The 23,545-nt window shown below is 70.9% G+C and carries 23 protein-coding genes and 1 riboswitch; of the genes, 9 read left to right on the forward strand and 14 right to left on the reverse strand.

Features of this window, described 5'->3' with window-relative positions; genetic code table 11:
• Nucleotides 1-6 precede the first annotated feature (6 nt).
• Complete coding sequence (ctaE, locus tag D0T12_RS10355; protein WP_456318662.1) at nt 7-693, reverse strand: aa3-type cytochrome oxidase subunit III; 687 nt, start codon at nt 691-693, stop codon at nt 7-9.
• A 63-nt stretch (nt 694-756) separates the two neighbouring features.
• Between ctaE and D0T12_RS10360 the strand changes: the two genes are divergently transcribed.
• On the forward strand, nt 757-1,179 hold the full coding sequence (locus D0T12_RS10360) for a response regulator transcription factor (RefSeq protein ID WP_117399289.1): 423 nt from the start codon (nt 757-759) through the stop codon (nt 1,177-1,179).
• A 30-nt stretch (nt 1,180-1,209) separates the two neighbouring features.
• Nucleotides 1,210-2,298, forward strand: a complete 1,089-nt coding sequence (gene trpD, locus D0T12_RS10365; RefSeq protein WP_117399290.1) for an anthranilate phosphoribosyltransferase — start codon at nt 1,210-1,212, stop codon at nt 2,296-2,298.
• 148 nt (nt 2,299-2,446) lie between these two features.
• Here trpD and D0T12_RS10370 read toward each other — a convergent pair whose 3' ends face one another.
• The 3 genes from D0T12_RS10370 to D0T12_RS10380 are packed head-to-tail and all read right to left on the reverse strand — an operon-like array spanning nt 2,447 to nt 5,352.
• Nucleotides 2,447-2,734 (reverse strand): Lrp/AsnC family transcriptional regulator, encoded by a 288-nt coding sequence (locus tag D0T12_RS10370; RefSeq protein ID WP_117399291.1) that lies wholly within the window; start codon nt 2,732-2,734, stop codon nt 2,447-2,449.
• A 52-nt stretch (nt 2,735-2,786) separates the two neighbouring features.
• Nucleotides 2,787-3,536, reverse strand: a complete 750-nt coding sequence (locus D0T12_RS10375; protein ID WP_117399292.1) for a rhomboid family intramembrane serine protease — start codon at nt 3,534-3,536, stop codon at nt 2,787-2,789.
• A gap of 4 nt (nt 3,537-3,540) precedes the next feature.
• Complete coding sequence (locus tag D0T12_RS10380; RefSeq protein ID WP_117399293.1) at nt 3,541-5,352, reverse strand: DEDD exonuclease domain-containing protein; 1,812 nt, start codon at nt 5,350-5,352, stop codon at nt 3,541-3,543.
• A gap of 325 nt (nt 5,353-5,677) precedes the next feature.
• Between D0T12_RS10380 and D0T12_RS10385 the strand changes: the two genes are divergently transcribed.
• The 4 genes from D0T12_RS10385 (at nt 5,678) to D0T12_RS10400 (ending at nt 11,607) form a co-directional block, all read left to right on the forward strand.
• On the forward strand, nt 5,678-6,955 hold the full coding sequence (locus D0T12_RS10385; protein ID WP_233525954.1) for an NYN domain-containing protein: 1,278 nt from the start codon (nt 5,678-5,680) through the stop codon (nt 6,953-6,955).
• 326 nt (nt 6,956-7,281) lie between these two features.
• Nucleotides 7,282-8,238, forward strand: a complete 957-nt coding sequence (locus tag D0T12_RS10390) for a C40 family peptidase (RefSeq protein ID WP_233525955.1) — start codon at nt 7,282-7,284, stop codon at nt 8,236-8,238.
• 429 nt (nt 8,239-8,667) lie between these two features.
• A riboswitch (cyclic di-AMP (ydaO/yuaA leader) is annotated at nt 8,668-8,865 on the forward strand.
• Nucleotides 8,866-8,983: 118 nt separating this feature from the next.
• Nucleotides 8,984-10,249: a hypothetical protein gene (locus D0T12_RS10395; RefSeq protein WP_117399296.1), complete on the forward strand. Its 1,266-nt coding sequence runs from the start codon at nt 8,984-8,986 to the stop codon at nt 10,247-10,249.
• The gene (locus tag D0T12_RS10400) at nt 10,246-11,607 is read left to right on the forward strand and encodes a M48 family metallopeptidase (protein WP_117399297.1); all 1,362 of its coding nucleotides are present in this window, start codon (nt 10,246-10,248) and stop codon (nt 11,605-11,607) included. The genes D0T12_RS10395 and D0T12_RS10400 overlap by 4 nt, the downstream gene beginning before the upstream one ends.
• A 28-nt stretch (nt 11,608-11,635) precedes the next feature.
• Here the strand turns inward: D0T12_RS10400 and D0T12_RS10405 are convergent, their stop codons facing one another.
• From D0T12_RS10405 to ctaC, 4 genes are all read right to left on the reverse strand, one after another.
• Nucleotides 11,636-12,916, reverse strand: coding sequence for a L,D-transpeptidase (locus tag D0T12_RS10405; RefSeq protein ID WP_117399298.1), 1,281 nt, complete (start codon nt 12,914-12,916; stop codon nt 11,636-11,638).
• A 135-nt stretch (nt 12,917-13,051) separates the two neighbouring features.
• Entirely contained in the window at nt 13,052-13,462 is a 411-nt protein-coding gene (locus D0T12_RS10410) for a cytochrome c oxidase subunit 4 (protein WP_117399299.1), read from the reverse strand.
• 3 nt (nt 13,463-13,465) lie between these two features.
• On the reverse strand, nt 13,466-15,133 hold the full coding sequence (ctaD, locus tag D0T12_RS10415; RefSeq protein ID WP_117399300.1) for an aa3-type cytochrome oxidase subunit I: 1,668 nt from the start codon (nt 15,131-15,133) through the stop codon (nt 13,466-13,468).
• Entirely contained in the window at nt 15,130-15,921 is a 792-nt protein-coding gene (ctaC, locus tag D0T12_RS10420; protein ID WP_117399301.1) for an aa3-type cytochrome oxidase subunit II, read from the reverse strand. The genes ctaD and ctaC overlap by 4 nt, the downstream gene beginning before the upstream one ends.
• Nucleotides 15,922-16,085: 164 nt before the next feature.
• Between ctaC and D0T12_RS10425 the strand changes: the two genes are divergently transcribed.
• Nucleotides 16,086-17,264 carry a cysteine desulfurase family protein gene (locus tag D0T12_RS10425; RefSeq protein WP_117399302.1) on the forward strand — a complete coding sequence of 393 codons (1,179 nt, stop codon included), beginning with the start codon at nt 16,086-16,088 and terminating at the stop codon, nt 17,262-17,264.
• Nucleotides 17,261-17,575 carry a sulfurtransferase TusA family protein gene (locus D0T12_RS10430; protein ID WP_117399303.1) on the forward strand — a complete coding sequence of 105 codons (315 nt, stop codon included), beginning with the start codon at nt 17,261-17,263 and terminating at the stop codon, nt 17,573-17,575. Before D0T12_RS10425 ends, D0T12_RS10430 begins: the two co-directional genes overlap by 4 nt.
• Before the next feature lie 46 nt (nt 17,576-17,621).
• Here D0T12_RS10430 and D0T12_RS10435 read toward each other — a convergent pair whose 3' ends face one another.
• A complete protein-coding gene (locus D0T12_RS10435; protein ID WP_117399304.1) occupies nt 17,622-18,608 on the reverse strand; it encodes a carbohydrate kinase family protein in 987 nt (328 codons plus the stop codon).
• Nucleotides 18,609-18,744: 136 nt separating this feature from the next.
• Nucleotides 18,745-19,107, reverse strand: coding sequence for a HesB/IscA family protein (locus D0T12_RS10440; RefSeq protein ID WP_021599833.1), 363 nt, complete (start codon nt 19,105-19,107; stop codon nt 18,745-18,747).
• A gap of 219 nt (nt 19,108-19,326) precedes the next feature.
• On the opposite strand from D0T12_RS10440, the gene nadA reads away from it, so the two are divergent.
• Nucleotides 19,327-20,481 carry a quinolinate synthase NadA gene (nadA, locus tag D0T12_RS10445; protein ID WP_117399305.1) on the forward strand — a complete coding sequence of 385 codons (1,155 nt, stop codon included), beginning with the start codon at nt 19,327-19,329 and terminating at the stop codon, nt 20,479-20,481.
• 293 nt (nt 20,482-20,774) lie between these two features.
• Here the strand turns inward: nadA and pspAB are convergent, their stop codons facing one another.
• From pspAB to D0T12_RS10465, 4 genes are all read right to left on the reverse strand, one after another.
• The gene (pspAB, locus tag D0T12_RS10450; protein ID WP_117399306.1) at nt 20,775-21,341 is read right to left on the reverse strand and encodes a PspA-associated protein PspAB; all 567 of its coding nucleotides are present in this window, start codon (nt 21,339-21,341) and stop codon (nt 20,775-20,777) included.
• A gap of 3 nt (nt 21,342-21,344) precedes the next feature.
• Nucleotides 21,345-22,262, reverse strand: a complete 918-nt coding sequence (gene htpX, locus D0T12_RS10455) for a zinc metalloprotease HtpX (protein ID WP_117399307.1) — start codon at nt 22,260-22,262, stop codon at nt 21,345-21,347.
• Nucleotides 22,263-22,356: 94 nt separating this feature from the next.
• On the reverse strand, nt 22,357-22,635 hold the full coding sequence (gene pspAA, locus D0T12_RS10460; protein WP_117399308.1) for a PspA-associated protein PspAA: 279 nt from the start codon (nt 22,633-22,635) through the stop codon (nt 22,357-22,359).
• Entirely contained in the window at nt 22,632-23,438 is an 807-nt protein-coding gene (locus tag D0T12_RS10465; RefSeq protein ID WP_199487398.1) for a PspA/IM30 family protein, read from the reverse strand. Before D0T12_RS10465 ends, pspAA begins: the two co-directional genes overlap by 4 nt.
• Nucleotides 23,439-23,545 lie beyond the last annotated feature (107 nt).

A 23,545-nucleotide genomic window follows, 5' to 3' on the forward strand; every position in this document is an offset into this window, starting at 1 on the left:
CGGTGGTCACAGGTCGAGCAGATAGACGGCCGAGAACAGGCCGATCCACACCACGTCGACGAAGTGCCAGTAGTAGGACACGACGATCGCGCTCGTCGCCTGCTCGTGCGTCCACCGTTTCGCGGCGTAGGTGCGCCCGAGGATGAACAGGAAGGCGATGAGGCCGCCGACGACGTGCAGGCCGTGGAAACCGGTCGCCAGATAGAAGATCGAACCGTAGGCCGAGGACGAGAAGGTGAGGCCGTCCTTCGTGACCAGGTTGTAGTACTCGTACGCCTGGCCCGCGACGAAGTACGCGCCCATGAGGAACGACAGGACGTACCACTCGCGCAGGCCCCAACGCCGGAAGTTCAAGAGGCCGCCGTCCCGGCCCACCTTGCCCGCCTCCGCCTTGAACACGCCCATCTGGCAGGTCACCGAGGACAGCACCAGGATGGTCGTGTTGACCGACGACAGCGGCAGGTCCAGCGGGGCGCCCGGCCACGCCTCTTCACCGGACTGGCCGATCGTCACGGAGCGGATCGTGAAGAACATCGCGAACAGCGCCGCGAAGAACATCAGCTCGGACGACAGCCAGACGATCGTCCCCACGCTGACCAGATTGGGACGGTTCGCCCGTGCGTGAGGTGTTGTTTCAATCGCGGATGCTGTCACGGGCAGCATTATTGCGCCCCTATCCAGTGAGTGACGCATGACCCCCCTCCAAGGGTTCCCGCGCGTGTCCCGCGCGGCCCCGACCGGGTACCCTTCACGTCCATGAGCACCGTCCCGGAGCGACCGATGAAGGTCCTCGTCTACAGCGACGACGCGAACACCCGCGCCCAGATCCGGATGGCGGTCGGGCGCCGTCCGGCCGCCGACCTTCCGAAGGTCGAGTTCGTGGAGATCGCGACCCAGCCCGCCGTCGTGGCCCGGCTCGACGAGGGCGACATCGACGTGCTGGTGGTGGACGGCGAGGCGCAGCCCGCGGGCGGGCTCGGCGTGTGCCGCCAGGCCAAGGACGAGGTCTACGACTGCCCGCCGGTCCTGGCGGTCATCGGCCGCCGCGACGACGGCTGGCTCGCGACCTGGTCGCGCGCCGACGCCGTGGTGAGCCTGCCCCTCGACCCGATGGCCGTCGCGAACGCGGTCGCCGGTCTGATGCGCCACCGCCTCGAGAACCGCCTCCCGGCCCTGTAGCCCCGACCCCTCCGACCCTCGGTAGTGGACATGGACGCGCGCACCACCTGGCCCGCACTGCTCAACGCCCTCCTCGCGGGCGACTCGCTGACCAGCGAGGAGACCTCCTGGGCCATGAACAGCATCATGGCCGGGGAGGCCACCGACGTGCAGATCGCGGGCTTCGCGGTCGCGCTGCGCGCCAAGGGCGAGACGGTCGAGGAGGTCACCGGCCTCGCCGAGGGCATGATGGACAACGCCAAGCCGATCCACGTGCCCGGACCCATCGCCGACCTCGTCGGGACGGGCGGCGACCGGGCGCACACGGTCAACGTGTCCACGATGGCCGCGGTCGTCGCCGCGGCGGCGGGCGTCCGGGTCGTCAAGCACGGCAACCGCGCCGCGTCGTCGTCCTGCGGCGCCGCCGACCTGCTGGAGCATCTCGGCGTCGCCATCGACCTGCCCCCCGAGGCCACCGCCCGGGTCGCCGAGGAGATCGGCATCACCTTCTGCTTCGCGCCGCTCTACCACCCGGCGCTCAAGCACGCCGCGCGGACCCGCGGCGAACTCGGCACCCCCACGGTCTTCAACTTCCTCGGCCCGCTGACCAACCCGGCGCGCCCCAAGTTCCAGGCGGTCGGGGTGTTCCACCCGCGGATGGCGGGCGTCGTCGCGGGCGTGTTCGCGGCGCGCGGCTGCTCGTCCCTGGTGTTCCGCGGCGACGACGGCCTCGACGAGCTCACCACGACGGGCACCTCGACGGTGTGGGTCGTGCGCGACGGGACGGCGACGGAGACGACGTTCGACCCGTCCGACCTCGGCATCCCGCCCGCGCGGCCGGACGACCTGCGCGGCGCCGACGCCGCGTTCAACGGCCGGGTGGCGCGCGAGACGTTCGCCGGGCGGCCCGGCCCCGTCCGCGACATGGTGCTGCTGAACGCCGCCGCGCTCATCGCCGCCTACGAGGGCGCGCCCGCCCCGGACGCCCTCACCGCGACGCTCCGCGCCGCCTACGACCGCGCCGCGGCCGCCGTCGACTCCGGTGAGGCGACCGCCCTCCTCGACCGGTGGATCGAGACGTCGCAGAGTTTCCAAGCAGCGCACTCCTCCTTCGGCCCTGGTGGGCCTCCATCGTCGTGAACTGCGGTGCGATCGCTGGCATCGACTCCGACTCGCCTGGCGGCTCGCTGCGCGATCAGGTTTCTCGCAAGCTCGAAACCCGCCTTCGGACGCGATCGCAGACCTCGGGGTTGTTGCGGGGTTGCGGTGACGGGCTGAGGTCGGTTCGTCAGTCGGCGTCTGGGAGACCTAGGGCGAAGGCCTGTTCCAGGTCGTGCTGTGAGTAGGTGCGGAACGCGATGTGCGTCTCGGTGCCGACGACGCCGGGGACCTTGTTGATCCGACCCGGGATGACGTCGTTCAGTTCCTCGTGCCGCCGCACCCGGACCATCGCCATGAGGTCGTGGTCGCCGGTGATGGAGTAGACCTCGCTGACGCCGTCCACGGCCGCGATCGTCTCGGCCACCTCGTGGATGCGCGCCACGTCGGCCTTGACGAACACGATCGCAGTGACCATTTCACCCTCCCCTGAGATCACGGACGGTCCGACCCTACCGGGAGGCCGTGGATCACCCGCGGCTCAGGGCCGCCAGGCGCCGGGCCGGACCCGCCCGGCGGGCGAGCAGGGCGAGGACCACGCCGGCGACGAAACCGTAGATGTGCGCGGTGTAGGCCACGTTGCTCTCGGCGTCGCCGAGCGACAGCCACTGGAGGACGAACCAGTACCCGAGCACCACCCACACCGGAAGCCGCACCACGATGATCGGCGGGACGTAGCTGACGATCCGGCCGCGCGGGTTGAGGATCACGTACGCGCCCATCACCCCGGCGATGGCGCCGGACGCCCCGACGAGCGGGACGGTGGAGTCGGGCGACGTCCAGGCGAACCCGTAGACGGCCGCGAGCCCGAACAGCAGGTAGCCGAACAGGTAGCGCCATCGTCCGAGCCGGTCCTCGACGCCCATGCCGACGACGAACAGCGCGACCAGGTTGCCCAGCAGGTGCAGCGCGCCGGAATGCAGGAACATCGAGGTGAACGCGGACGTCCACGGCGCCTTGCCGAAGGTCGCGGGCCCGCAGTCGTCGACGATGTCGACCGGGAGGGGCCGCTGGTCGCCGGTCGTCAGTTCCTTGGGGACGGCGCCGTACTCGTAGGCGAAGTGCGCGGCCCGGCACTCGCGGACCCGGTCCTCGCCGTACCAGGTGGCGAAGTTCGACATCGGCGTGAGCAGGAACACCACCACGTTGGCGGCGACCAGCAGGTAGGTGACCCATGGGACGCGCCGGGCCGGCTGGCTGTCGTAGAGGGGCAGGGCCACCCCGTCACCTTAGTGGGCGGCCGTCGCGCGGACGGGGCGGCCCGTACGCCGTCTCGTAGGCGCGGTCGATCCACTGCCGCAGCCCTTCGGCGCCGTGCGCGGGGCACGTCCAGGCGCCGTCCAGTTCGACGAGGCGGACCCCGGGCAGGTCGAGCCAGCGCAGGACGCACTCCATCTCCTCCGCCGTGGCGCCCGCGGAGGGCGGCGCGCCGAGCGCGACGCCGCCGGGCGCCTCGCCCGACGGCGGGAAGACCGTCTCGGCGGTCGCGACGAGCGCGTCGACGTAGGGGCGGGGGTGGGCGCCGGGTGGCACGGTCCCCGCGGCGGCGAGCCGCCCGTAGCGCACCACCGACAGCTCCCAGCCGCCGTCGAACCCGGGCCGGGCCGCGACGAGTTCCGGCAGCCCGGCCAGCCCGGCGAGACGCTGCCCGCGCGCCGCGGCGCGGACGAACGCCGCCAGCCGGTCGCGCTGCGCGGCGGCCTCCTCGTAGCGCAGCTCGGACGCGAGCCGGTCGATGCGGACCCGCGCGGCGGCCACGACCGGCCGCACGTCCCCCTCCATGATCGAGCGGGCGGTGTCGACGTGGACGGCGTAGGCGTCGGCGGACTCGCGGCCGACGCAGGGCGCGCCGCAGCGCCCGATGTCGGCGAGCGCGCACACGCGCGTCCTGCCGCGTTCGATCAGCCGCGGTGTGAGCCGCTGGGTGCACTGCCGCAGCGGTACGGCCTCGTGCAGCGCGGCGCGCGCCTCCTCCGCCTGCCCGCGGGACGAGATCGGCCCGAGGTAGCGGGCGCCGTCGGCGCGGCACTCCCGGACGATCGACAGCCGCGGGAACGGCTCCACGGTCAGCTTCAGCCAGATCGCGCGCTCGGGGAACTTGGACCGGCGGTTGTAGCGCGGTTTGTGCTCGGCGATGAGGCGCAGCTCGCGGACCTCGGCCTCCAGCCCCGTGGCGCACACGATCGTCCGGATGCTCTCGGCGAGCCCGACCATCTCCCGGACCCGCCACCGGGTCTCCGAGCCGGTGAAGTAGCTGCGGACGCGGGTGCGCAGGTCGCCGCTCTTGCCGACGTACAGGACCTCGCCGGAGCCGTCCTCGAACAGGTAGACGCCGGGCGCGTTCGGGACGTCGTCGGCGAGGTGCCGTTTGCGGCGCTGCTCGGGCGTCGGGGCCTTGGCGAAGCCGCGCATCTCCTCCAGCGACGTCACGCCGAACGAGCCGAGCCGCTCGATCAGGCCGTGCAGCACCTCGACGGTGGCGCGGGCGTCGGCGAGGGCGCGGTGCGTGGGCTCGTTGGACGTGCGGAAGAAGCGGGCGAGCGTGCCGAGCTTGCAGTTGGGGACCTCGTCCTTGGACAGGACGCGCCGCGCCAGGTCGACGGTGTCGACGACGGGGAACGCGGGCCAGGCGTAGCCGTTGGCGGCGCACGCGGCCTTGAGGAACCCGATGTCGAACGAGGCGTTGTGCGCGACGAGCACGCAGCCGCGGGCGAACTCCAGGAACGCGGGCAGCACCGACTCGATCTTCGGCGCCGCCGTCACCATCGCCGTGGTGATGCCGGTCAGGGCGGTGATGAACGGCGGGACGGGCCCGCCGGGGTCGACCAGCGTGCCGAGCTCGCCGAGCTCCTCTCCCCCGCGGACCTTCACCGCGCCGATCTCGGTGATGGCGGAGTCGGCGGCCGACCCGCCCGTGGTCTCCAGGTCGACCACCACGAAGGTCACCTCGGACAGTGGCGTGCCGAGGTCGTCCAGGGTTCCCTGAACACCGGCCCCCTGGACACCGGCTCCCTGGACACCGTGCGCAGCCGTCATGAGCTGGACCGTAGAGGACCCCACCGACAGAAGCCCGGCCCGCTAGGGTTGGGGTGCGCCGGCCCGTCCCGCCGGACGGGGGCCGTGGGGACGGTATGGCAAGGCCGGGCACCAACCGTCCGATGGCACGTTCGCCCTGGTTAAGGCGTGAACGGCACGGGAAGACACAGCCCACCGGCGGGCGAAGCCCGGAAGGAGCGGGATCATCGACAGCGGCCCCGAAGCGACCCCCGGCACCGAGGAACCCGCGGAAAGAGGACCCGCGGCGAGGGAGACCGCGGACACGGATCCCGCGGAAACCCTGAACCGGCCTCTGCCGGAGGCCGTGCGCCAGGCGGTGGTGGAGGTCGCCGCCGAGCTGATCGGGGGGCTGCCGGTCGACGACGTGCCCGCGCCGCTGCGCCGGTTCGCGCGGTTCGAGCGGCGCAAGCGCGCCAAGCTCGCCGGGCAGCACATCGCGGCGGCGCTGGAGAAGGACTCCGGCTTCCGGCGGCGGGTCGCCGAGCCGCTCCGGGAGAAGCAGGGCGACCTGGTGGAGGCCGTCGAGGGCGGGCACGTGCCGCCGGCCGCCGACCCGGTGCGGGTGGCGGTCCTCGCCTACCTGCTGCGTCCCACCGGCTGGACGCGACTCGTCGAGGCCGCCCGAGCCGAGCTGGAACGCTCCGCCACCGCCTCGGAGGAGGAGGCCGCCGAACGCCGCGTGGCCGCGCTGAAGGAGGAGCTGGCCGCCGCCCGCACCGCCCGCGCCACCGAGGTGGAGCGGCTGCGCGCCGAGCTGCGCGACAGCAAGGCGGAGGTGTCGGACCTGCGCCGCAAGCTGCACGAGGCGCGCGTGCGGTACCGGGCCGCCGAGGAGCGCGCCGGCGCGGTCGAGGCCGAGGCCGAGCGCACGCTCGCCGCCGCCCGCGAGTCGACGGCCGCGGCCGAGAAGGAGCTGCGCAGGCTGCGCGCCCGCGCCGGCCAGGCCGAGGCCGCCGCCGAGGCCGCCAAGCGCGCCGCCCGCGAGGGGCGCAACGTCGAGGACGTCCGGCTGCGGATGCTGCTCGACACGCTCGTGGACGCCGCGCAGGGCGTCCGCCGTGAGCTGGCGCTGCCGTCCACCATCGAGCGTCCCGCGGACGCGGTCGGCGCCCTGGAGCCGGACCGGCTGGCGCACCGGGCCCTGCCGGGGCGGGCGCTGTCCGACAGCGACCCGCAACTGCTCGACCGGCTGCTGACGTTGCCGCGCGTCCATCTCATCGTGGACGGCTACAACGTCACCAAGACCGGGTACGGCGACCTGCCGCTGGCCGACCAGCGCAGCCGGCTGCTGTCGGGGCTCGGCGGGCTGGCCGCGCAGACGCGCGCCGAGGTGACGTGCGTGTTCGACGGCGCGGAACTGGACGCGCCGGTGGCGATAGCGGCGCCGCGCGGCGTCCGGGTGCTGTTCAGCCGCCCGGGTCAGACCGCGGACGAACTGATCGGCGACCTGGTGCGGGCGGAACCGCCGGGCCGCGCGGTGGTGGTGGTGTCGTCCGACCGGGAGGTCGCGGACGCGGCGCGCCGCGCCAGCGCCCGGCCGTGCCCGTCGACCTTGCTGCTGCGACGGCTCGGCAGGTCCTAGCGCGGGCGCACGACGGCACGGGCGTGCGGCGAGAACGTCGGCAGGGGTGTCGGCAAGGGTGTTAAGGCCGCGCTAACGCTCCGATAAGGCAGGTCGCGCGTTCAGTGATCTTGCCCTCACGGTAAGTGGACATCGACCGTTTATGTCGATCAAAGAGCGACGAATCGGTTGTGACGGGTGTGGACCCTCGCTAGTGTCGTCCGCTGACGTCGTGGACGAGAGGGGCGAGACCGACCGTGGCCAAAGATCTCATCGGGGCACCAGCGCAGCGGCGCGACCGGAGAGGCGGCTCGGCGAGCAGAGGCGTCTCCCGTCGCCTGGCGGCCGTGACCTCCTTGACGGTGGCGATCTCCCTCGGCTCCCCCCTGGCGGCGCAGGCCGAGCCCAGGCCGAGCAAGGCGGAGGCCGAGAAGAAGCTCGAGAAGCTCAACGAGGAGATGGACCAGAAGGTCGAGCAGTTCAACCAGAACCGCGAGAAGCTCAAGATCGCCAAGAAGAAGCTCGACGCCGCGACGGCGTCGAGCAAGAACGAAGAGACGACCTTCGAGCAGCAGCGCACCAGGATCGCCCAGATGGCCGCCGACGCCTACAAGAACGGCGAGTCGACGGACGTGACCGGCTTCGTCGGCAGCAAGGACCCGCAGGCGATCCTCGACCAGGCCGCGGTGTTCTCGCACCTGTCGAAGGAGCGCAGCTCGCAGCTCACCCAGTTCCTCGTCACCGCGCAGCGGCTGCGCCGCGAGCAGGCCGTCGCCAAGGCCGCCTACGAAGAGGTGAAGGCCAAGACCGATGAGCTGAAGAAGCAGAAGGTGGAGCTCGACAAGCGGGTCAAGAAGCAGGAGGCGCTGGTCAGGCGGCTCGGCGGCGGTTCGTCCTCCTCCGGTGGAAGCGGTGGTCGCACCGGCGGCAGCTACAACGGCCCGGCCAGCGGCTCCGCCCGCAAGGCGCTCGACTTCGCCCACGCGCAGCTCGGCGAGCCGTACCAGTACGGCTCGGCGGGCCCCGGCTCCTGGGACTGCTCCGGCCTGATGATGCAGGCGTGGGCGGCGGCGGGCGTCAACATCACGCGCACCACCTACAGCCAGTACGACGCCACCAAGCGGGTGAACAAGAGCGACCTCCAGCCCGGCGACCTGGTGTTCTTCCGCGGCCTCGGCCACGTCGGCATGTACGTGGGCGACGGCAACATGATCCACGCTCCCAGCACGGGCAAGAACGTGCAGATCGTGAGCATCAACTCGAGCTACTACCAGAGCAACTACTACGGCGCGGGGCGTCCCTGACGACGCCTCTCCCGTCCGCCGCCCACCGGCCGGACGAACGCTTCCGGCAACGGACCAGGCTTTGACCTGGTCCGTTGTTAGTTTTGTAGGGGTTTGCCTTCGCTTGGGGCTTTGGTACCTTGTTCACCTCACGGCGCCCTCCAGGCGCCGGGACCACGCGACGCCCACCAGGCGCCGCGGCCCCACGCGGCGCATCCGTTCGTCGCGTACCCGGCGGCCCGAGCCACGTGCCGCCTCCCCCCGGCCGACCCGGCCACCGTGCGCACGCCCAGCGGGCATGGCGCTGAGAGCGCTGCCACGGCGGTTTCCCGGGCCAGGCACCGGACGGTCCCCCGTAACGGGCCGCCGTCCGCACACAACATCAGGCGCCGCTCGTTCGCACGCGGGAGACAGGTTCCGCGCACGGGCCCCATCTCGCCCGCCAGGATCGCAGCGGCAGCGCCGAATCCGCCCCAGCGCGGAACCGGGGACCCAGAACCGCCGGAAGTCCAGGGAACGTTCCTGGACGGCGTCCGGCGCCCGGGGTGAATCGGTGAGTCTCTCCCGGACAACCGGTGAGAGCCCGCCGTAGGGCCACTTCCTCGCCCGAACCCGTCAGCTAACCCGGTAGGCGTCCAGGGAGAACAGGAGTGAACCCGCAGCGTTACCTGGGCGTGGTCGCACACGCGCGACCACGCCCGTTCTTTTCCCACCTCGCGCCGGTGCGTGACGTCCCGCCGGTCGCCTGCTGAATAGGATCGCGCGCATGGTGGACGGCCCGGTCACGCGGCGCCGGGCACTCGCCCTCGGCGCGGGCGGGGCCGCGGCGCTGCTCGCGGGCGGCGCGGTGCTCGTCGGCACCCGTCCCGGCGACGGCGGAACGCCCCGGGCGCACGAGCGCCCGGACGTCGACGCGTTCCGCCCGGACGACGCCGCCACCATCTTCGCCGACCGGGCGCGTGCCGTCGTCAGCGGCGACCGCGCGGCGTTCCTCGCGACGGTCGGCTCCGCGCCCGCCGCGTTCCGGGACGCGCAGTCCCGCCTCTACGGCAACCTCCGCAGACTTCCGCTGGGCGGCTGGAGGGAACACGCCGTCACCGCGCGGCGCGTGGACGACAGGGGCGTCGCGGTCGTCCGCGTCGAGGTGCGCTACAGGTTGCGCGGCTTCGACCGCGGCGACGTGGCCCGCACCCGCTACCTCACGCTGGCCCCGCGCTCCGGCAGATGGAGGATCGTCGGCGACGGCTCACCGCACGGGTTCGACGACGACGCGGAGATCTGGGACGGCGGGCCGCTCACGGTCGTCCACGGCCGCGCGTGCCTCGCCGTCGGGGACGCCACCGGCCTCGACGAGATCGCGGACCGCCTCGACGCGGCCGTGCCCGTCGTCAGCGAGGTCGTCGGGAAGGGCTGGGCACGGCGGGCCGTCGCGCTCGTGCCCGCCGACGCCTCGCTCGCGGCCGCGCTGGCCGGACCCGGGCAGCGCCTCGCCGAGATCGCCGCGCTGGCGACCGTCGTTCCGTCCGCCGGAAACGGCCGGCCGGGCGGGCGGCGGGGCGAGGACCGCGTCATCATCTCCCCCGGCACCTTCGGCCGCCTCAACGACCTCGGCCGCGACGTGGTGCTCACCCACGAGCTGACCCATGTCGCCACCGGCGGCGCCCGCGACCGCACGACCCCGCTGTGGCTCATCGAGGGCTTCGCCGACTACGTCGGCTACCGGGACGCGAAGGTCGGCGTCCGGACGGCGGCCGGGGAACTGCGGCGCGAGGTGGCGGCGGGCCGGATCCCGTCCGCGCTGCCCGCGCCGGCGGCGTTCTCCGGCGGCTCCCCGCGCCTGTCCCAGGCCTACCAGGAGGCCTGGCTCGCCTGCCGGATGATCGCGGCCCGGTACGGTGAGGCGACGCTCGTGCGGCTCTACCGGACCGCCGGGCGCGTCCCGGAGGAGACCGCGCTGCGCGACGTGCTGGGCCTCCGCCGGGACAGGTTCACCGCGTCGTGGCGCGACTATCTGAAGAAGGAGTTGTCATGAGCGAGGGGGAGGCGGACGACGCGGGCGGTATGCGGAGACCGCGTGCGGCCGCCGCCGTCGCCGCCGCGGCGCTGTTCGCGGCCGTCGCGGCCGTCCTCGCCCTGACCACGCCGTGGAACCCGCTGCCCGGCAACGTCCCCGGCGGACGCGTGCGGCCCGACCCGGCGCTCGACTTCTCCCCCGCCGAACTCGCCCGGTCGAAGGCGTTCGACTCGGCCATCAGCCCCCCGGCCTACACGGGCCTCGTCGTCGGCCTGGCGCTGATCCTCGTGCTGGGGCTGACGCCGCTCGGCGCGCGGCTCATCGGACGGGTCACCGCCCGCACCGGCCACCGTCTCCTCCGGGTCATCGTCGCGTCCGCCGCCCTGGCGGCGCTCCTGCGCGTCGCGGGGCTCCCGTTCGACGCCTGGAGGGAGTCGGTGCTGCGCCGGTACGGGCTGTCGACGCAGACGTGGCCGTCGTGGCTGCTGGACCAGGTCAAGTCCCTCGGCGTCGCCTGGGTCATCTCCACGATCGCCCTGCTGCTCCTGTACTGGGTGGCGCACCGCTTCCCGCGCTACTGGTGGACGGGAGCCGCCGCGGGCGGGTTCCTCCTCGTCGTGCTGGTGTCGTTCGTCTACCCGATCGCCGTCGAGCCGGTGTTCAACAAGTTCCACTCGCTGCCGCGGGGGCAACTGCGCAGCGACCTGCTCGACATGGCCCGGCGGGACGGAGTCCCCGTCGAGGACGTGCTCGTCGCGGACGCGTCCCGCAGGACGACGTCGCTGAACGCCTACGTGTCCGGGTTCGGCTCCACGCGCCGCATCGTCCTGTACGACACGTTGCTGGAGTCGCCGCCCGCCCGCGTCGAGTCGATCGTCGCGCACGAACTCGGCCACGCCAAACGCGACGACGTCCTGTACGGCACGCTGGTGGGCGCGCTCGGCATCGCCGGGGCCATGTGCCTGCTGTACCTCCTGATGACCTCTCCGCGGCTCCTGCGCCGCGCCGGGGTCGCTCCCACCGGCCCGCCGGGACGCGCCCCGGACGACCGCGGGGGCGGTGCCGCGGATCCCCGGTCCATCGCGCTCGTCCTCGCGCTGGTGGCTGCGGGGACACAGATCGGCGCGCCCGTCCAGAACCTCGTCAGCCGCCGCATCGAGGCACGCGCCGACGCGCACGCCCTGAACCTCACCCGCGACCCCGCGACGTTCGTGTCGATGCAGCACGAGCTGTCGGTGCGCAACATCTCCGACCTGCGACCCGACGCGCTGGAGTACGTGCTGTGGCTGACGCACCCCTCGGGCCCGGACCGGATCGCCATGGCCCGCACCTGGGCTCGGCTGCACCACGTCCCGCAGCCGCCGCCGTTGCGCTGACCGCCGCGACCCGGCGCCGGACGGACGGTCAATTGCCCTCCGCGCGTTCCTCGTCCGGCCGCTGCACGCCCTGCCGCTGCGCGGACAGCGTCGCCGCGTCCGCGTGCGGAGCGGTCGTCACCGGCCGCTTCAGCGCGCTGCCCTTGACCCAGTCGTTCCACTTCAGCTGCCAGTAGCCCCAGCCGTTGTCCGGTTCGAGCTCCCGGTTCGAGCCGGTCACCGTCACCACGTCGCCGCGCTGGGCCAGGCCGTAGAACCACTTCGCGTTGGACGGGCTGATGTTGATGCAGCCGTGGCTGACGTTCCGCCTGCCCTGACTGCCGACCGACCACGGCGCGCTGTGGACGTACTCGCCGCTCTCGGAGATCCGCACCGACTTGTACACGGTGAGGCTGTAGCCGCCGGGACTGCCGGGGCTGACCCCCATCCAGTCCGACGTCATGACGGTCGGGTCCTCCTTCTCCATCGTCAGGTGGACGCCGTTGGTCGTGGTGAACTTCCGGACCCCGCCCTTGCCCATGCTGGTCGGGATCGTCCGGACCTTCTTCCCGTTGACCCTCACCACCATCTTGTGGGTGTCCTCCCCCGCGGTGGAGATGTGCGAGTCACCGATTCTGAAGTCGAGGGCGTAGTTCCTGCCGCCGTACACGTCCCCGCCGGTGCGCACTCCGCTGAGGTGCGCCCGCAACGTCACCTTGGTGTGCGCGGGCCAGTACTTCCTGGTCCGGAACACGACCTCTTTGTCGTCGAACCAGTGCCAGGCCCCTTCGACGGTCTTGTCGGAGCGCACCTCCAGCGCCTGCTCGACCGCCCGCCTGTCCTGCACGGCCTGGTCGAACCGCATGATGATGGGCATGCCGACGCCGACGGTCTCCTTGTTGTACGGCGCCTCGACCGTCATCTTGTTGGTCTTCGTGACCTGGGCGGTGGTGAAGCGACTGCCGACCGTCCGGGTTCTGCCGTCCGCGCCGACCGCCGTGGCGCCGACCGTGTACGTCTGGCCCGGAGTGAGCGTCCACCGTGACCGCCACCGTGTCCGGTCGGCGTTGAGTTCGCCGTCGACCGCCCCGCCCGCGGCCGACACCGTCACGTTCTCGATGGTGCCGCGGTCGGCCTGGACGGCGATGGGGACGTCCGGTCTGAACGCGCCCCCGCCGCCCACCGGCGACACCGTCAACCGCACGGCGTCCGCGCCGTCCGGTTCGTCGCCCCCCGAGCACGCCCCGGCGCCCGCCACCATCCCGGCGCCGACGATCAGCGCCGCCGTCCGCCGTCTCCGGTCACCCGATCCTGAGCCCCCCACCCGCATGTGGTCCCCCGGTCGTCCAACTGGGCGATCGGTCCGCGTCCCCCCAGCCCCATCGCTGGAACGGCGCCCAGTTATGCGAAAGGGCCGGTACCCGAAAAAATCGGACACCGGCCCTTGATGGGGTTCTTTTACCGGTCAATGGGCGAAATGACCCCGGTAGTACTCGAAGACCAGACCAATGGTCGAAAGCAGTGCCGCGGCGACACCGAGAATGACCAGCCACCAGCCGAACACGACGCCGAGCGCGACCGCCGCGGCCGACAGCCCGAGGTACAGCGGCCACCAGCTGTGCGGGCTGAAGAAGCCCAGCTCACCGGCCGCGTCCGCGATCTCCCCCTCGGGGTCGTCCTCGTACAGGGGGCCGCCGTTGGCGGCCTCCAGGCGCCGGACCGTGAAGTGGACGTAGAACCCGACGAGCCCGGCGAGACCCACAGCGAGGCCGAGCGCCGTCGTGCCCGTCCAGTCCTTCGACCAGAGCCAGTACACGATGTCGGTCGCGAGGAAGAACAGCGCCGAACCGTAGAACATGAACGCCTGGACGCGCATCGCCTACTCTCCCTTCGTCCCGGCCAGTTCGCCCTTCGCGCCCACATGCGGGTGGTGCAGGTCGAACGCCGGCCGCTCGGAACGGATCCTCGGAATCGAGTTGAAGTTGTGCCGCGGCGGCGGGCACGACGTCGCCCACTCCAGGGAGGCGCCGTAACCCCACGGGTCGTCCACCTCGACGCGCTTGCCCCGCTTCCACGTGATGTACACGTTGTAGAAGAACGGCAGCACGGACGCGCCGAGGACGAACGAGAAGATGCTGGAGACCTCGTTGAGCCCCTGGAACTCGTCGGCGTAGTCGGCGTACCGGCGCGGCATTCCCGCGGCGCCCAGCCAGTGCTGGACGAGGAACGTGCCGTGGAAGCCGATGAACAGCAACCAGAAATGGATTTTGCCGAGCGTGTCGTTCAGCATCTTCCCGGTCCACTTCGGCCACCAGAAGTAGAACCCGGCGAACATCGCGAACACCACGGTGCCGAACACGACGTAGTGGAAGTGCGCCACCACGAAGTAGGAGTCGGAAAGCTGGAAGTCCATCGGCGGCGACGCCAGGATGACGCCGGTGAGTCCACCGAACAGGAACGTCACCAGGAAGCCGAGTGCCCACAGCATCGGTGACTCGAACGTGAGTTGTCCTCGCCAGATGGTTCCCACCCAGTTGAAGAACTTCACCCCCGTGGGCACCGCGATGAGGAAGGACATGAACGAGAAGAACGGCAGCAGCACCTGGCCGGTGACGAACATGTGGTGCGCCCACACGGTGATGGACAGGCCCGTGATGCTGATGGTCGCGAACACCAGGCCGATGTAGCCGAAGACGGGCTTGCGGCTGAACACCGGCAGGATCTCCGTCACGATGCCGAAGAACGGCAACGCGATGATGTACACCTCGGGATGGCCGAAGAACCAGAAGAGGTGCTGCCAGAGGAGCGCGCCGCCGTGCGAGGCGTCGAAGATGTGCGCGCCGAGCTTGCGGTCGGCCTCCAGCGCCAGCAGCGCCGCGGCGAGGACAGGGAACGCGATCAGCACCAGGATGGACGTCAGCAGGACGTTCCAGGTGAAGATCGGCATCCGGAACATCGTCATGCCCGGCGCCCGCATGCACAGGATCGTGGTGATGAAGTTGACCGCGCCCATGATCGTGCCGAAGCCCGACATCGCGAGGCCCATCACCCACATGTCGCCGCCGATGCCCGGCGAGCGCACCGCGTCCGACAGCGGCGTGTAGGCGAACCAGCCGAAGCTGGCCGCGCCGCCCGGGGTGAGGAAGCCAGCGATGACGATGATGCTCCCGAACAGGAACAGCCAGTACGCCAGCATGTTCAGGCGCGGGAACGCCACGTCGGGCGCGCCGATCTGCAGCGGCATGATGACGTTGGTGAACCCCGCGAACAGCGGCGTCGCGAACATCAGCAGCATGATCGTGCCGTGCATGGTGAACAGCTGGTTGAACTGCTCGTTGCTGACGACCTGCCGGCCCGGCTCGAACAGCTCGGCGCGCATCACCAACGCCAGGACGCCGCCGATGAGGAACATGAAGAACGAGGTGATCAGGTACAGGTAGCCGATCACCTTGTGGTCGGTGGACGACATCCAGGACGCGAGGACGCGTCCCTTCGTCGTGCGCGGCGCGGCGGGCGGCGCGCTCGGGGCGTGACTCGTCGCGGTCACCGGGCACCTCCCGCGGCCAGCGCGGCCTTCGAGTCGGCGATGAACTTGTCGTACGCCTCGGGCGTCACGACCTTGAGCTGGAACAGCATCCGGCTGTGGTCGACGCCGCAGAGTTCCGCGCACCGGCCCTCGTAGGTGCCGAGCTTCTTCGCCGTGAACTCGAACTCGTTGGTGTAGCCCGGCATGACGTCCTTCTTGTAGATCAGGGCGGGCACCCAGAAGGAGTGGATGACGTCGTTGGCGTGCAGCCGCACCCGGACGGTCTCACCCGCGGGGATCGTCATCACCGGCTTGCCGGGCGCGGGCCCGTTCGGGTTCACGGGCTGGCCGACGACGGAGGCGACGGTCTGCTCCTTGCCGGACGCGTCCTTCTCCTTGTAGTCGAACTGCCAGCTCCACTGGAACCCGATCACGTCGACGACGACCGAGGGCTTGGCGCTCGTCGACTCGACGTAGTTCTCGTCCCGAGCGGTGAAGTAGAACAGGACCGCGATGATGACGAACGGGACCGCCGTGTAGAGGATCTCGATCGGCATGTTGTAGCGGACCTGTGGCGGGAGATCGTCGGAGCGCTTGCGGTGGAACAGCACCGCCCAGATGATCAGGCCCCAGACGACACCGCCGACGGCGAACGCCGCGATCCAGGAGCCCTGCCACAGGTGGAGCATGCGCTCGCCCTGCTCGCTGATCGGCTCGGGCATGCCCAGGCGGCTGCCGCTGCACGCGCTGGTGGTCAGCGCCAGCAGCGCCAGCGCACCGGCGCTCTTCAATGCGCGGCGACTGCGCACAGGCGTACGCCGCTCTCTAGAGCGGGTCGGACTCACGGAATGCCTTCCCCACGGATGAAAGCCCGGGTCACCCGGGCGGAGAGATCAGTTGTCACACGTGTGCTGGACACCCTAGCGCGAGGGTCGCGCGAACCCCTGATCGGGTGCCCGGTTAGTGTTTCCGCGTGGCCGAAACCAGCACGTCCGGCGTCTACCTGGACGCCGCGTCCACCGAGCCGCCGCATCCGGCGGCCCGGGCCGCGCTGCTGGAGGCCCTCGACTCCGGCTGGGCCGACCCCGCCCGGCTGTACGGAACGGCCCGCGGCGCCCGCGTCCTGCTCGACCGGGCCCGCGCTCGCGTCGCCGCCGTCCTCGACGTCCGGCCCGACGAGGTGTCGTTCACGTCGTCGGGCACGCAGGCGGTCCACCTGGCGGTCCTCGGGGGGCTCCGGGCGCGTCGCAGGGTCGGGCACCACATGGTGGTGAGCACGGTGGAGCACTCCAGCGTCCTGCACGCGGCGGAGGCCCACGAACGCGACGGCGGTGAGGTGACCGTCGTCGGCGTCGACCGGACGGGCCGCGTCGACCCCGCGGAGTTCGCCGCCGCGTTGCGTCCGGACACCGCGCTCGCGTGCCTCCAGTCCGCCAACCACGAGGTCGGCACCGTCCAGCCCGTCGCCGAGGCCGCCGCGGCGTGCCGCGCCGCCGGCGTGCCGCTGTTCGTCGACGCCGCGCAGTCCCTCGGCCGGGCGGACGTCCCCGGCGGCTGGTCGTTCCTCACCGGAAGCGCCCACAAGTGGGGCGGACCCGCGGGCGTGGGGGTGCTCGCCGTCCGCAAGGGCACCCGGTGGCGTTCCCCGCTGCCGGACGACGAGCGGGAGCGGCGCCGCGTCCCCGGGTTCGAGAACGTCCCGGGGGTCGTCGCGGCGGCCGCGGCGCTGGAGGCCTACCGCGCCGACATGGCGGCGGACGCGGCGCGCGTGTCGGCGCTGGTGGACCGGATCCGGTCGGAGGTGCCGCGGACCGTCCCCGACGTGCAGGTCGTCGGCGACCCGGTCCGGCGGCTTCCGCACCTGGTGACGTTCTCGTGCCTGTACGTGGAGGGCGAGGCGTTGCTGACCGAACTCGACCGGCTGGGTTTCGCGGTTTCGTCCGGAAGTTCGTGCACGGCGGATACGCTGCGTCCGAGTCATGTGCTGGAGGCGATGGGAGTGATTACCCACGGGAACGTGCGGGTATCGCTGCCGCGTGGCGTCGTTTCGGCGGACGTCGACCGGTTCCTGGCCGTGTTGCCCGACGCGGTCGACCGGCTGCGCCGGACCACGCTGAACGACGTCGAGACAGGGAGGCGGTCGCGCCCATGAGGTTCCGAGGCCGCGCCAAGGGCGGGACGTCCCCGGACGCCGCCCCGGCTCCCGACGCGACCGCCGCGCCGGCGGTCCCGCCACCGGTCCTGGTCATCGACGCGCTCGGCCGCAAATGCCCCATCCCGATCATCATGCTGGCCGAGCGGATCCGGGAGGTGCCGGTCGGGCAGATCGTCGCCGTTCTCGCCGACGACGCCGCCGCGCGCACCGACGTCCCCGCCTGGTGCCGGATGAAGTCGCAGGACTTCGTCTGGGAGGAGACCCTTCAGCAGGGCGGCTGGGGCTTCCACATCCGCAGAACGTACTGATCCGCACGGGTGCGGGGCCGCGTCGTGCACGCGGCCCCGCGTCCGTTCACGGGTTGGGGCAGGTGAGGTGGTCGGCGATCTCCGCGGCGGCCGTCTCGCCGTAGGCGCCGGTGAAGCGGTCGAGGAACGCCCGGCGGGACAGCGTGTACTCCTGCGGGCCCGCGGATTCGAGCGCGTGCGCGGCGATGGTGTGGCCGACCTGCGCGGCGCGTTCGACGGGCAGGTTCCAGGCGAGCCCCGACAGGAACCCTGCGCGGAACGCGTCACCGACGCCGGTCGGGTCGACGACCTTCTCGACGGGGAGGGCGGGGACGTGCACGCCCTCGGCGTCCCTGCGGTCGATCACCACGCCCTTGGCGCCGAGGGTGGTGATCCGGGTCCCGACGCGGGACAGGATCTCCTCGCCGGACCAGCCGGTCTTCTCCTCGGCGAGGGCCTTCTCGTACTCGTTGCTGAACAGGTACTCGGCGCCGTCGATGAGGCGGCGGACGTCGGCGCCGTCCATGCGGGCGAGCTGCTGGGACGGGTCGGCGACGAACCGGATGCCGCGGGTGCGGCACTCGTCGGTGTGCCGCAGCATCGCCTCGGGGTCGTTGGGGCTGATGACGACCAGGTCGAGGCCGCCGACGCGGTCGGCGACCGGCTGGAGTTCGATGGAGCGCGCCTCGCTCATCGCCCCGGCGTAGAACGTCGCGATCTGGTTCTGGTCCTGGTCGGTGGTGCACAGGAACCGGGCGGTGCGGTGCACCTCGGACACGTGCACGGACTCGGTGTCGACCGAGTGCCGTTCGAGCCAGGAGCGGTAGTCGGCGAAGTCGTCGCCGACGGCGCCGACGAGGATCGACGGGTTGCCGAGGTTGCCCATGCCGAAGCAGATGTTGGCGCCGATCCCGCCGCGCCGGATGTCCAGTTCATCCACCAGGAAGGACAGCGACACCCGATCGAGCTGGTCGGGAAGGAACTGGTCGGTGAATCTCCCTGGAAAGGTCATCAGATGGTCGGTCGCGATGGAACCGGTCACGGCGATGCGCACGGCGTCGCTCTCCTCGTGGTCGTCCGGCTTATCGCCGGCTGTGTCGAACCCGGAAAGAGTACTTACCCATCGCACCATAGATCGGCGCCCGACAAGGGGCGACCGGGACACCTGACCGGCCGCCCCCGGAACCCCGTCAGTTGAAGGAGTCGCCGCAGGCGCAGGAACCCGACGCGTTCGGGTTGTCGATCGTGAAGCCCTGCTTCTCGATCGAGTCGACGAAGTCGATGGTGGCGCCGGTGAGGTAGGGCGCGCTCATCCGGTCGACGCGCACGGCCAGGCCGCCGAAGTCCTGGATCTGGTCCCCGTCCATCTCCCGCTCGTCGAAGAAGAGCTGGTAGATCAGGCCGGAGCAGCCGCCCGGCTGCACGGCGACACGCAGCGCAAGGTCGTCGCGGCCCTCCTGCTCGAGCAGGCCCCTGGCCTTCTCGGCGGCGGCGTCGGTGAGGACGACGCCCTGCTGCGTGGTCTCCTGCGTGGTCTCGCCTGAAACCGTCATGTGTTCAGCTCCCGGGTCCTGCGCCGCACGCGGCGGCGGACTGTCGCTTGTACGCCTCTTCCCGTAGGACAACGTACCTCGCCACGGGCCCATTCCGCCCCTGGGCCATGTCTAACGCCTCGGGGCCGTGCGGTCTACGTCACATCCCCACCCGTGTCCGGATGTGCAATCATTAGTCGTCAAAGCGACGATAAGTCCCGTCGCGAAAGGAGAGACGCCGTGACGACCCCACTGCGTGACCTTCCGTTGCTCCTGCTCGGCGACGGCGCCGACCCCGCCAGCGAGCGGGGAGTGGACTGCCCCGGGGAACTGCCACCGGCCTCCGACCCCTCCCTCGTCGAACGCGCCCGCGCCGCGAAGGCCGCGCTCGGCGACAAGGTCTTCGTCCTCGGCCACCACTACCAGCGGGACGAGGTCATCCAGTTCGCCGACGTGACCGGCGACTCGTTCAAACTGGCCCAGAAGGCGGCGGCCCGTCCGGAGGCGCCGTACATCGTGTTCTGCGGCGTCCACTTCATGGCGGAGTCCGCCGACATCCTGACCGCCGACCATCAGCGGGTGATCCTCCCCGACCTCGGCGCGGGCTGCTCGATGGCCGACATGGCGACGTTCGACCAGGTCGAGGACTGCTGGGACGTCCTGGAGGACGCGGGCGTCGCGGACGACGTCGTCCCCGTCACGTACATGAACTCCTCCGCCGACATCAAGGGCTTCGTCGGACGCCACGGCGGCGTGGTGTGCACCTCCTCCAACGCCAGGCGCGCCCTGGACTGGGCCTACTCCAAGGGCAAGAAGGTCCTGTTCCTCCCCGACCAGCACCTCGGCCGCAACACCGCCGTCCTGGAGATGGGCTTCTCGCTGGACGACTGCGTCGTCTACAGCCCGCACCGCCGCGAGGGCGGCCTCACACCGGCCCAACTGCGCGACGCGAAGATGATTTTGTGGCGCGGCCACTGCTCCGTCCACGGCCGCTTCACGAAGGAGTCGGTGGACGACGTCCGCGCCCGCGTCCCCGGCGTGAACGTCCTCGTCCACCCCGAATGCCGGCACGAGGTCGTCACCGCCGCCGACCAGATCGGCTCCACCGAGTACATCATCAAGACCATCGCCGCCGCGGAGCCCGGCTCCTCCTGGGCCGTGGGCACGGAACTGAACCTGGTCCGCCGCCTCGCCAACACCCACCCCGACAAGAACATCATGTTCTTGGACAAGACGGTCTGCTACTGCTCGACCATGAACCGCATCGACCTCCCCCACCTGGTCCTCTCCCTGGAGTCCCTGGCGGCCGACAGAGTCGAGAACGTCATCACGGTCGACGAGGAAACCGCCCAGTACGCCAAAAAGGCCCTAGACCAAATGCTCGCCCTCCCCTAACCACCCAACGCCTGCCCCCACTCCAACCGTTGCGATCGCATCCGAAAGCCCGCCCAGGGGTTGAGGAGCGTGCACTGCCGGGGAACACCACCACCATCCGTGCGGGCCGACCCCAGCCCGCTCCGCAACCCCGCAACAACCCCAACCTCTGCGATCGCGTCCGAAGGCAGGTTCGAGCGAAGCGAGAACCTGATCGCGCAGCGAGCCGCCAGGCGAGCCGAAGCGATGCCAGCGATCGCACCGTGTTTCTCGACGATGGAGGGCGCTCCGCGCCCGAAGGAGGAGAGAAATACCTAGAACACAGCTCCCCATACGGGGAACCAGCGGGCCAGGTCTTGTTCGAAGGGGAGGTCGAAGCCTATGGCGCCGCGGACTTGGAGTTCCAGGGCGTTGTCGCGTTTGTCGCCCGGGAGGGGGGCGAAGGGGTAGAAGGTGCCGCGTTTGTAGAGGTAGACGAGCGCGAGGCGTTGTCCATCGGGGCCGCGGAAGCCGACCAGGGAGCACAGCAGGTGCGGGCCGAAGCCGTTCGCTTCCAGGGTGGCGTTGACGGCGTGGAGGTCGGTGACGAGGTCGGGTAGCTCGTCGGGGCGGTGGGTGGCGAGGAGCCACGTGTAACCGTAGGCGTCTTCGGTGATCTCGACCTTGGGGCCCTCGTCCGCGTCGAGGAGTTCCTGGATGTCGCGTTGCAGCCGCGCGAACGCGCCGCCCTCCGCGGCGCGGAAGCACACCGAGCCGAGCCCAGTGGGGACGAAGCCCGCCGCCGCCTCCAGCGTGATGGCGGCCGTCGACAGGCCGAAGAGGCGGTCGAGGTCGGGTTTGGCGGGTTTGGAGCGGCCGAGCAGGGTGTCGAGGAATCCCATCGGTCAGGCTCCCCGGCTCAGCTGTGCGGAGATCCTGGAGAGCTGGGCGAGGCGCTTGTCGAGGGTCGGGTGCGTGGAGAACAGCGAGGAGACGCTGAAGCCCTTGCCGAACGCGGGGGTGAAGAAGAACGCGTTGAACGCCTGCGCGGCCCGCAGGTCCTTCGTCGGGATCCGCGCGATCTCCCCGTTGACCTTCGTCAACGCGCTGGCCAGTGCCGAGGGACGGCCGGTGAGCAGCGCCGCGGCGCGGTCGGCGGACAGTTCGCGGTAGCGCGACAGCGCGCGGGTGAGCATGAAGCTGACGGCGTAGGCGAGGGCGCTGGCCGCGATCACGGCCAGCAGGATCAGCCCGGTGTTCTGGTCGTTGTCGCGGCGACCGAACCCGCCCCACAGGCCGACGTGGAGGCCGAACCGGGTGATGAGGCCGGCGCAGATGCCGAGGAACGAGGCGATCGTCATGACCGCGACGTCCTTGTGCGCGACGTGCGCCATCTCGTGCGCGAGCACGCCTTCCAGTTCGACGGGGTCGAGGCGGCGCAGCAGCCCGGTGGTGACGCAGACGACGGCCTTCTTCTGGTTGCGCCCGGTGGCGAACGCGTTCGGCACGTCGGTGTCGGCGATCGCGACCCGCGGTTTCGGGGCGTCCGAGAGGGCGCAGATCCGGTCGACGACGCCGTGGAGTTCCGGCGCCTCGTCCGGGGTGACGACCCGGCCGTGCATCGCGAACAGCGTCATCTTGTCGGAGAAGAAGTACTGGGCGAGCAGGAACAGGGCGGCCACGGTGAGCGCGACGAACGCCCACTCGGGCAGGAAGACGAAGAAGGCTCCGACGGCGACGACGTAGACCAGCCCCAGCAGGAACATCGTCACGAGCATCCGCGAGGTCAGGCCTCTGTCGGAGGCGTAGCGCGTTCTGGCCATGCGGGCACCCCCAGTGCTTCCCGTTGCCGTGTTCACTTGTGTTAACGCCCAGGGACCGGCTTTTGTGCCTGACCGTCCGGTTCTGCCGGTCGACTCAGTCGGGAATCAGTCCTTCGTCGCCGAGCATCGAGCGCACCTCGTCGATGTGCGCGTCGGCCGGGGGGAGGATCAGTTCGGACGGCGCGAGGCTGTCCGGCGGCAGCGGCCTGCCCACCTTGCGGACGTTCTCCAGCAGCGCGTGCAGCGCGGCGCGGAAAGCCGTCTCGTCGCCCGACTCGATCGCTGATTCCAGCTCGTCGTCGAGCGTGTTCAGGGACGACAGATCCTCGTCGGCCACGTCCAGCTGGCCTTCGCCCATCAGGCGGACGATCACTGGGCACCCCCGGGCTTCTGCGGCCACTGCGTCTGCTGCTGGGGGGTGTCCTGCTGCTGCGGCTGCGCGGTCGGCGTGCCCTGGTTCAGCTCCTTGGGCGCGGGGGCCTGGCCGAGCTCGGCTTTGAGACGTTCCAGTTCCATGTCGACGCCGGGCCCGGAGCCCATCCGGTCGAGTTCGGCCTGGATGTCGTCCTTCGGACCGGAGAAGTCCTCCAGGGCGCCGGAGGCCAGCAGCTCGTCGATCGCCCCGGCGCGGGCCTTCATGGTGTCGGTCTTCTCCTCGGCGCGCTGGATCGCGAGGCCGACGTCGCCCATCTCCTCGGAGATGCCGGTGAACGCCTCGTTGATCTTGGTCTGCGCCTCGGCGGCCGTGTAGGTCGCCTTGATCGTCTCCTTGCGGGTGCGGAAGGAGTCGACCTTGGCCTGGAGGCGCTGGGAGGCCAGCGTGAGCTTCTCTTCCTCGCCCTGGAGCTGCTGGTACTGGCCGCGCAGGTCGTTCAACTGGCTCTCCAGCCCGGCCCGGCGGGTCAGCGCCTCGCGGGCGAGATCCTCCCGGCCGACCTGCAAGGCCTTCTTCCCCTGGTCGGTCAGCTTGGTCTGCTGCTGCTCAAGCTGGTTGATCTGAAGTTCGAGACGCTTGCGCGAAGTGGCGACGTCGGCGACCCCCCGACGGACCTTCTGCAGCATCTCCAGCTGGCGCTGGTAGGAGTAATCGAGGGTCTCGCGGGGATCCTCCATGCGGTCCAGGGCCCTGTTCGCCTTGGACTTGAAGATCATCGACATTCGCTTCATCACGCTCATCGCGCGGCGCCGGTCCCTTCGTGCTGTCGCCTCAGTCGTGAACTGGGCTCAATGACCACTGCTGGGGTTCTTATCACCCTACGCGTTAACGCGCGAGGCAGCCACGA

The organism is Actinomadura spongiicola, from assembly GCF_003432485.1.
Classification (GTDB): Bacteria; Actinomycetota; Actinomycetes; order Streptosporangiales; family Streptosporangiaceae; genus Spirillospora; species Spirillospora spongiicola.

Bases quoted from the DNA above. Each gene is read 5' to 3' on its own strand.
- D0T12_RS10405 (WP_117399298.1), bottom strand. From the start codon at position 12,916: ATGCGGGTGGGGGGCTCAGGATCGGGTGACCGGAGACGGCGGACGGCG.
- htpX (WP_117399307.1), bottom strand. From the start codon at position 22,262: ATGGCCAGAACGCGCTACGCCTCCGACAGAGGCCTGACCTCGCGGATG.
- pspAB (WP_117399306.1), bottom strand. From the start codon at position 21,341: ATGGGATTCCTCGACACCCTGCTCGGCCGCTCCAAACCCGCCAAACCC.
- D0T12_RS10380 (WP_117399293.1), bottom strand. From the start codon at position 5,352: ATGACGGCTGCGCACGGTGTCCAGGGAGCCGGTGTCCAGGGGGCCGGT.
- D0T12_RS10400 (WP_117399297.1), top strand. From the start codon at position 10,246: ATGAGCGAGGGGGAGGCGGACGACGCGGGCGGTATGCGGAGACCGCGT.
- D0T12_RS10430 (WP_117399303.1), top strand. From the start codon at position 17,261: ATGAGGTTCCGAGGCCGCGCCAAGGGCGGGACGTCCCCGGACGCCGCC.
- D0T12_RS10395 (WP_117399296.1), top strand. From the start codon at position 8,984: ATGGTGGACGGCCCGGTCACGCGGCGCCGGGCACTCGCCCTCGGCGCG.
- D0T12_RS10465 (WP_199487398.1), bottom strand. From the start codon at position 23,438: ATGAGCGTGATGAAGCGAATGTCGATGATCTTCAAGTCCAAGGCGAAC.
- ctaE (WP_456318662.1), bottom strand. From the start codon at position 693: ATGCGTCACTCACTGGATAGGGGCGCAATAATGCTGCCCGTGACAGCA.
- D0T12_RS10410 (WP_117399299.1), bottom strand. From the start codon at position 13,462: ATGCGCGTCCAGGCGTTCATGTTCTACGGTTCGGCGCTGTTCTTCCTC.
- D0T12_RS10370 (WP_117399291.1), bottom strand. From the start codon at position 2,734: ATGGTCACTGCGATCGTGTTCGTCAAGGCCGACGTGGCGCGCATCCAC.
- D0T12_RS10440 (WP_021599833.1), bottom strand. From the start codon at position 19,107: ATGACGGTTTCAGGCGAGACCACGCAGGAGACCACGCAGCAGGGCGTC.
- D0T12_RS10360 (WP_117399289.1), top strand. From the start codon at position 757: ATGAGCACCGTCCCGGAGCGACCGATGAAGGTCCTCGTCTACAGCGAC.
- trpD (WP_117399290.1), top strand. From the start codon at position 1,210: ATGGACGCGCGCACCACCTGGCCCGCACTGCTCAACGCCCTCCTCGCG.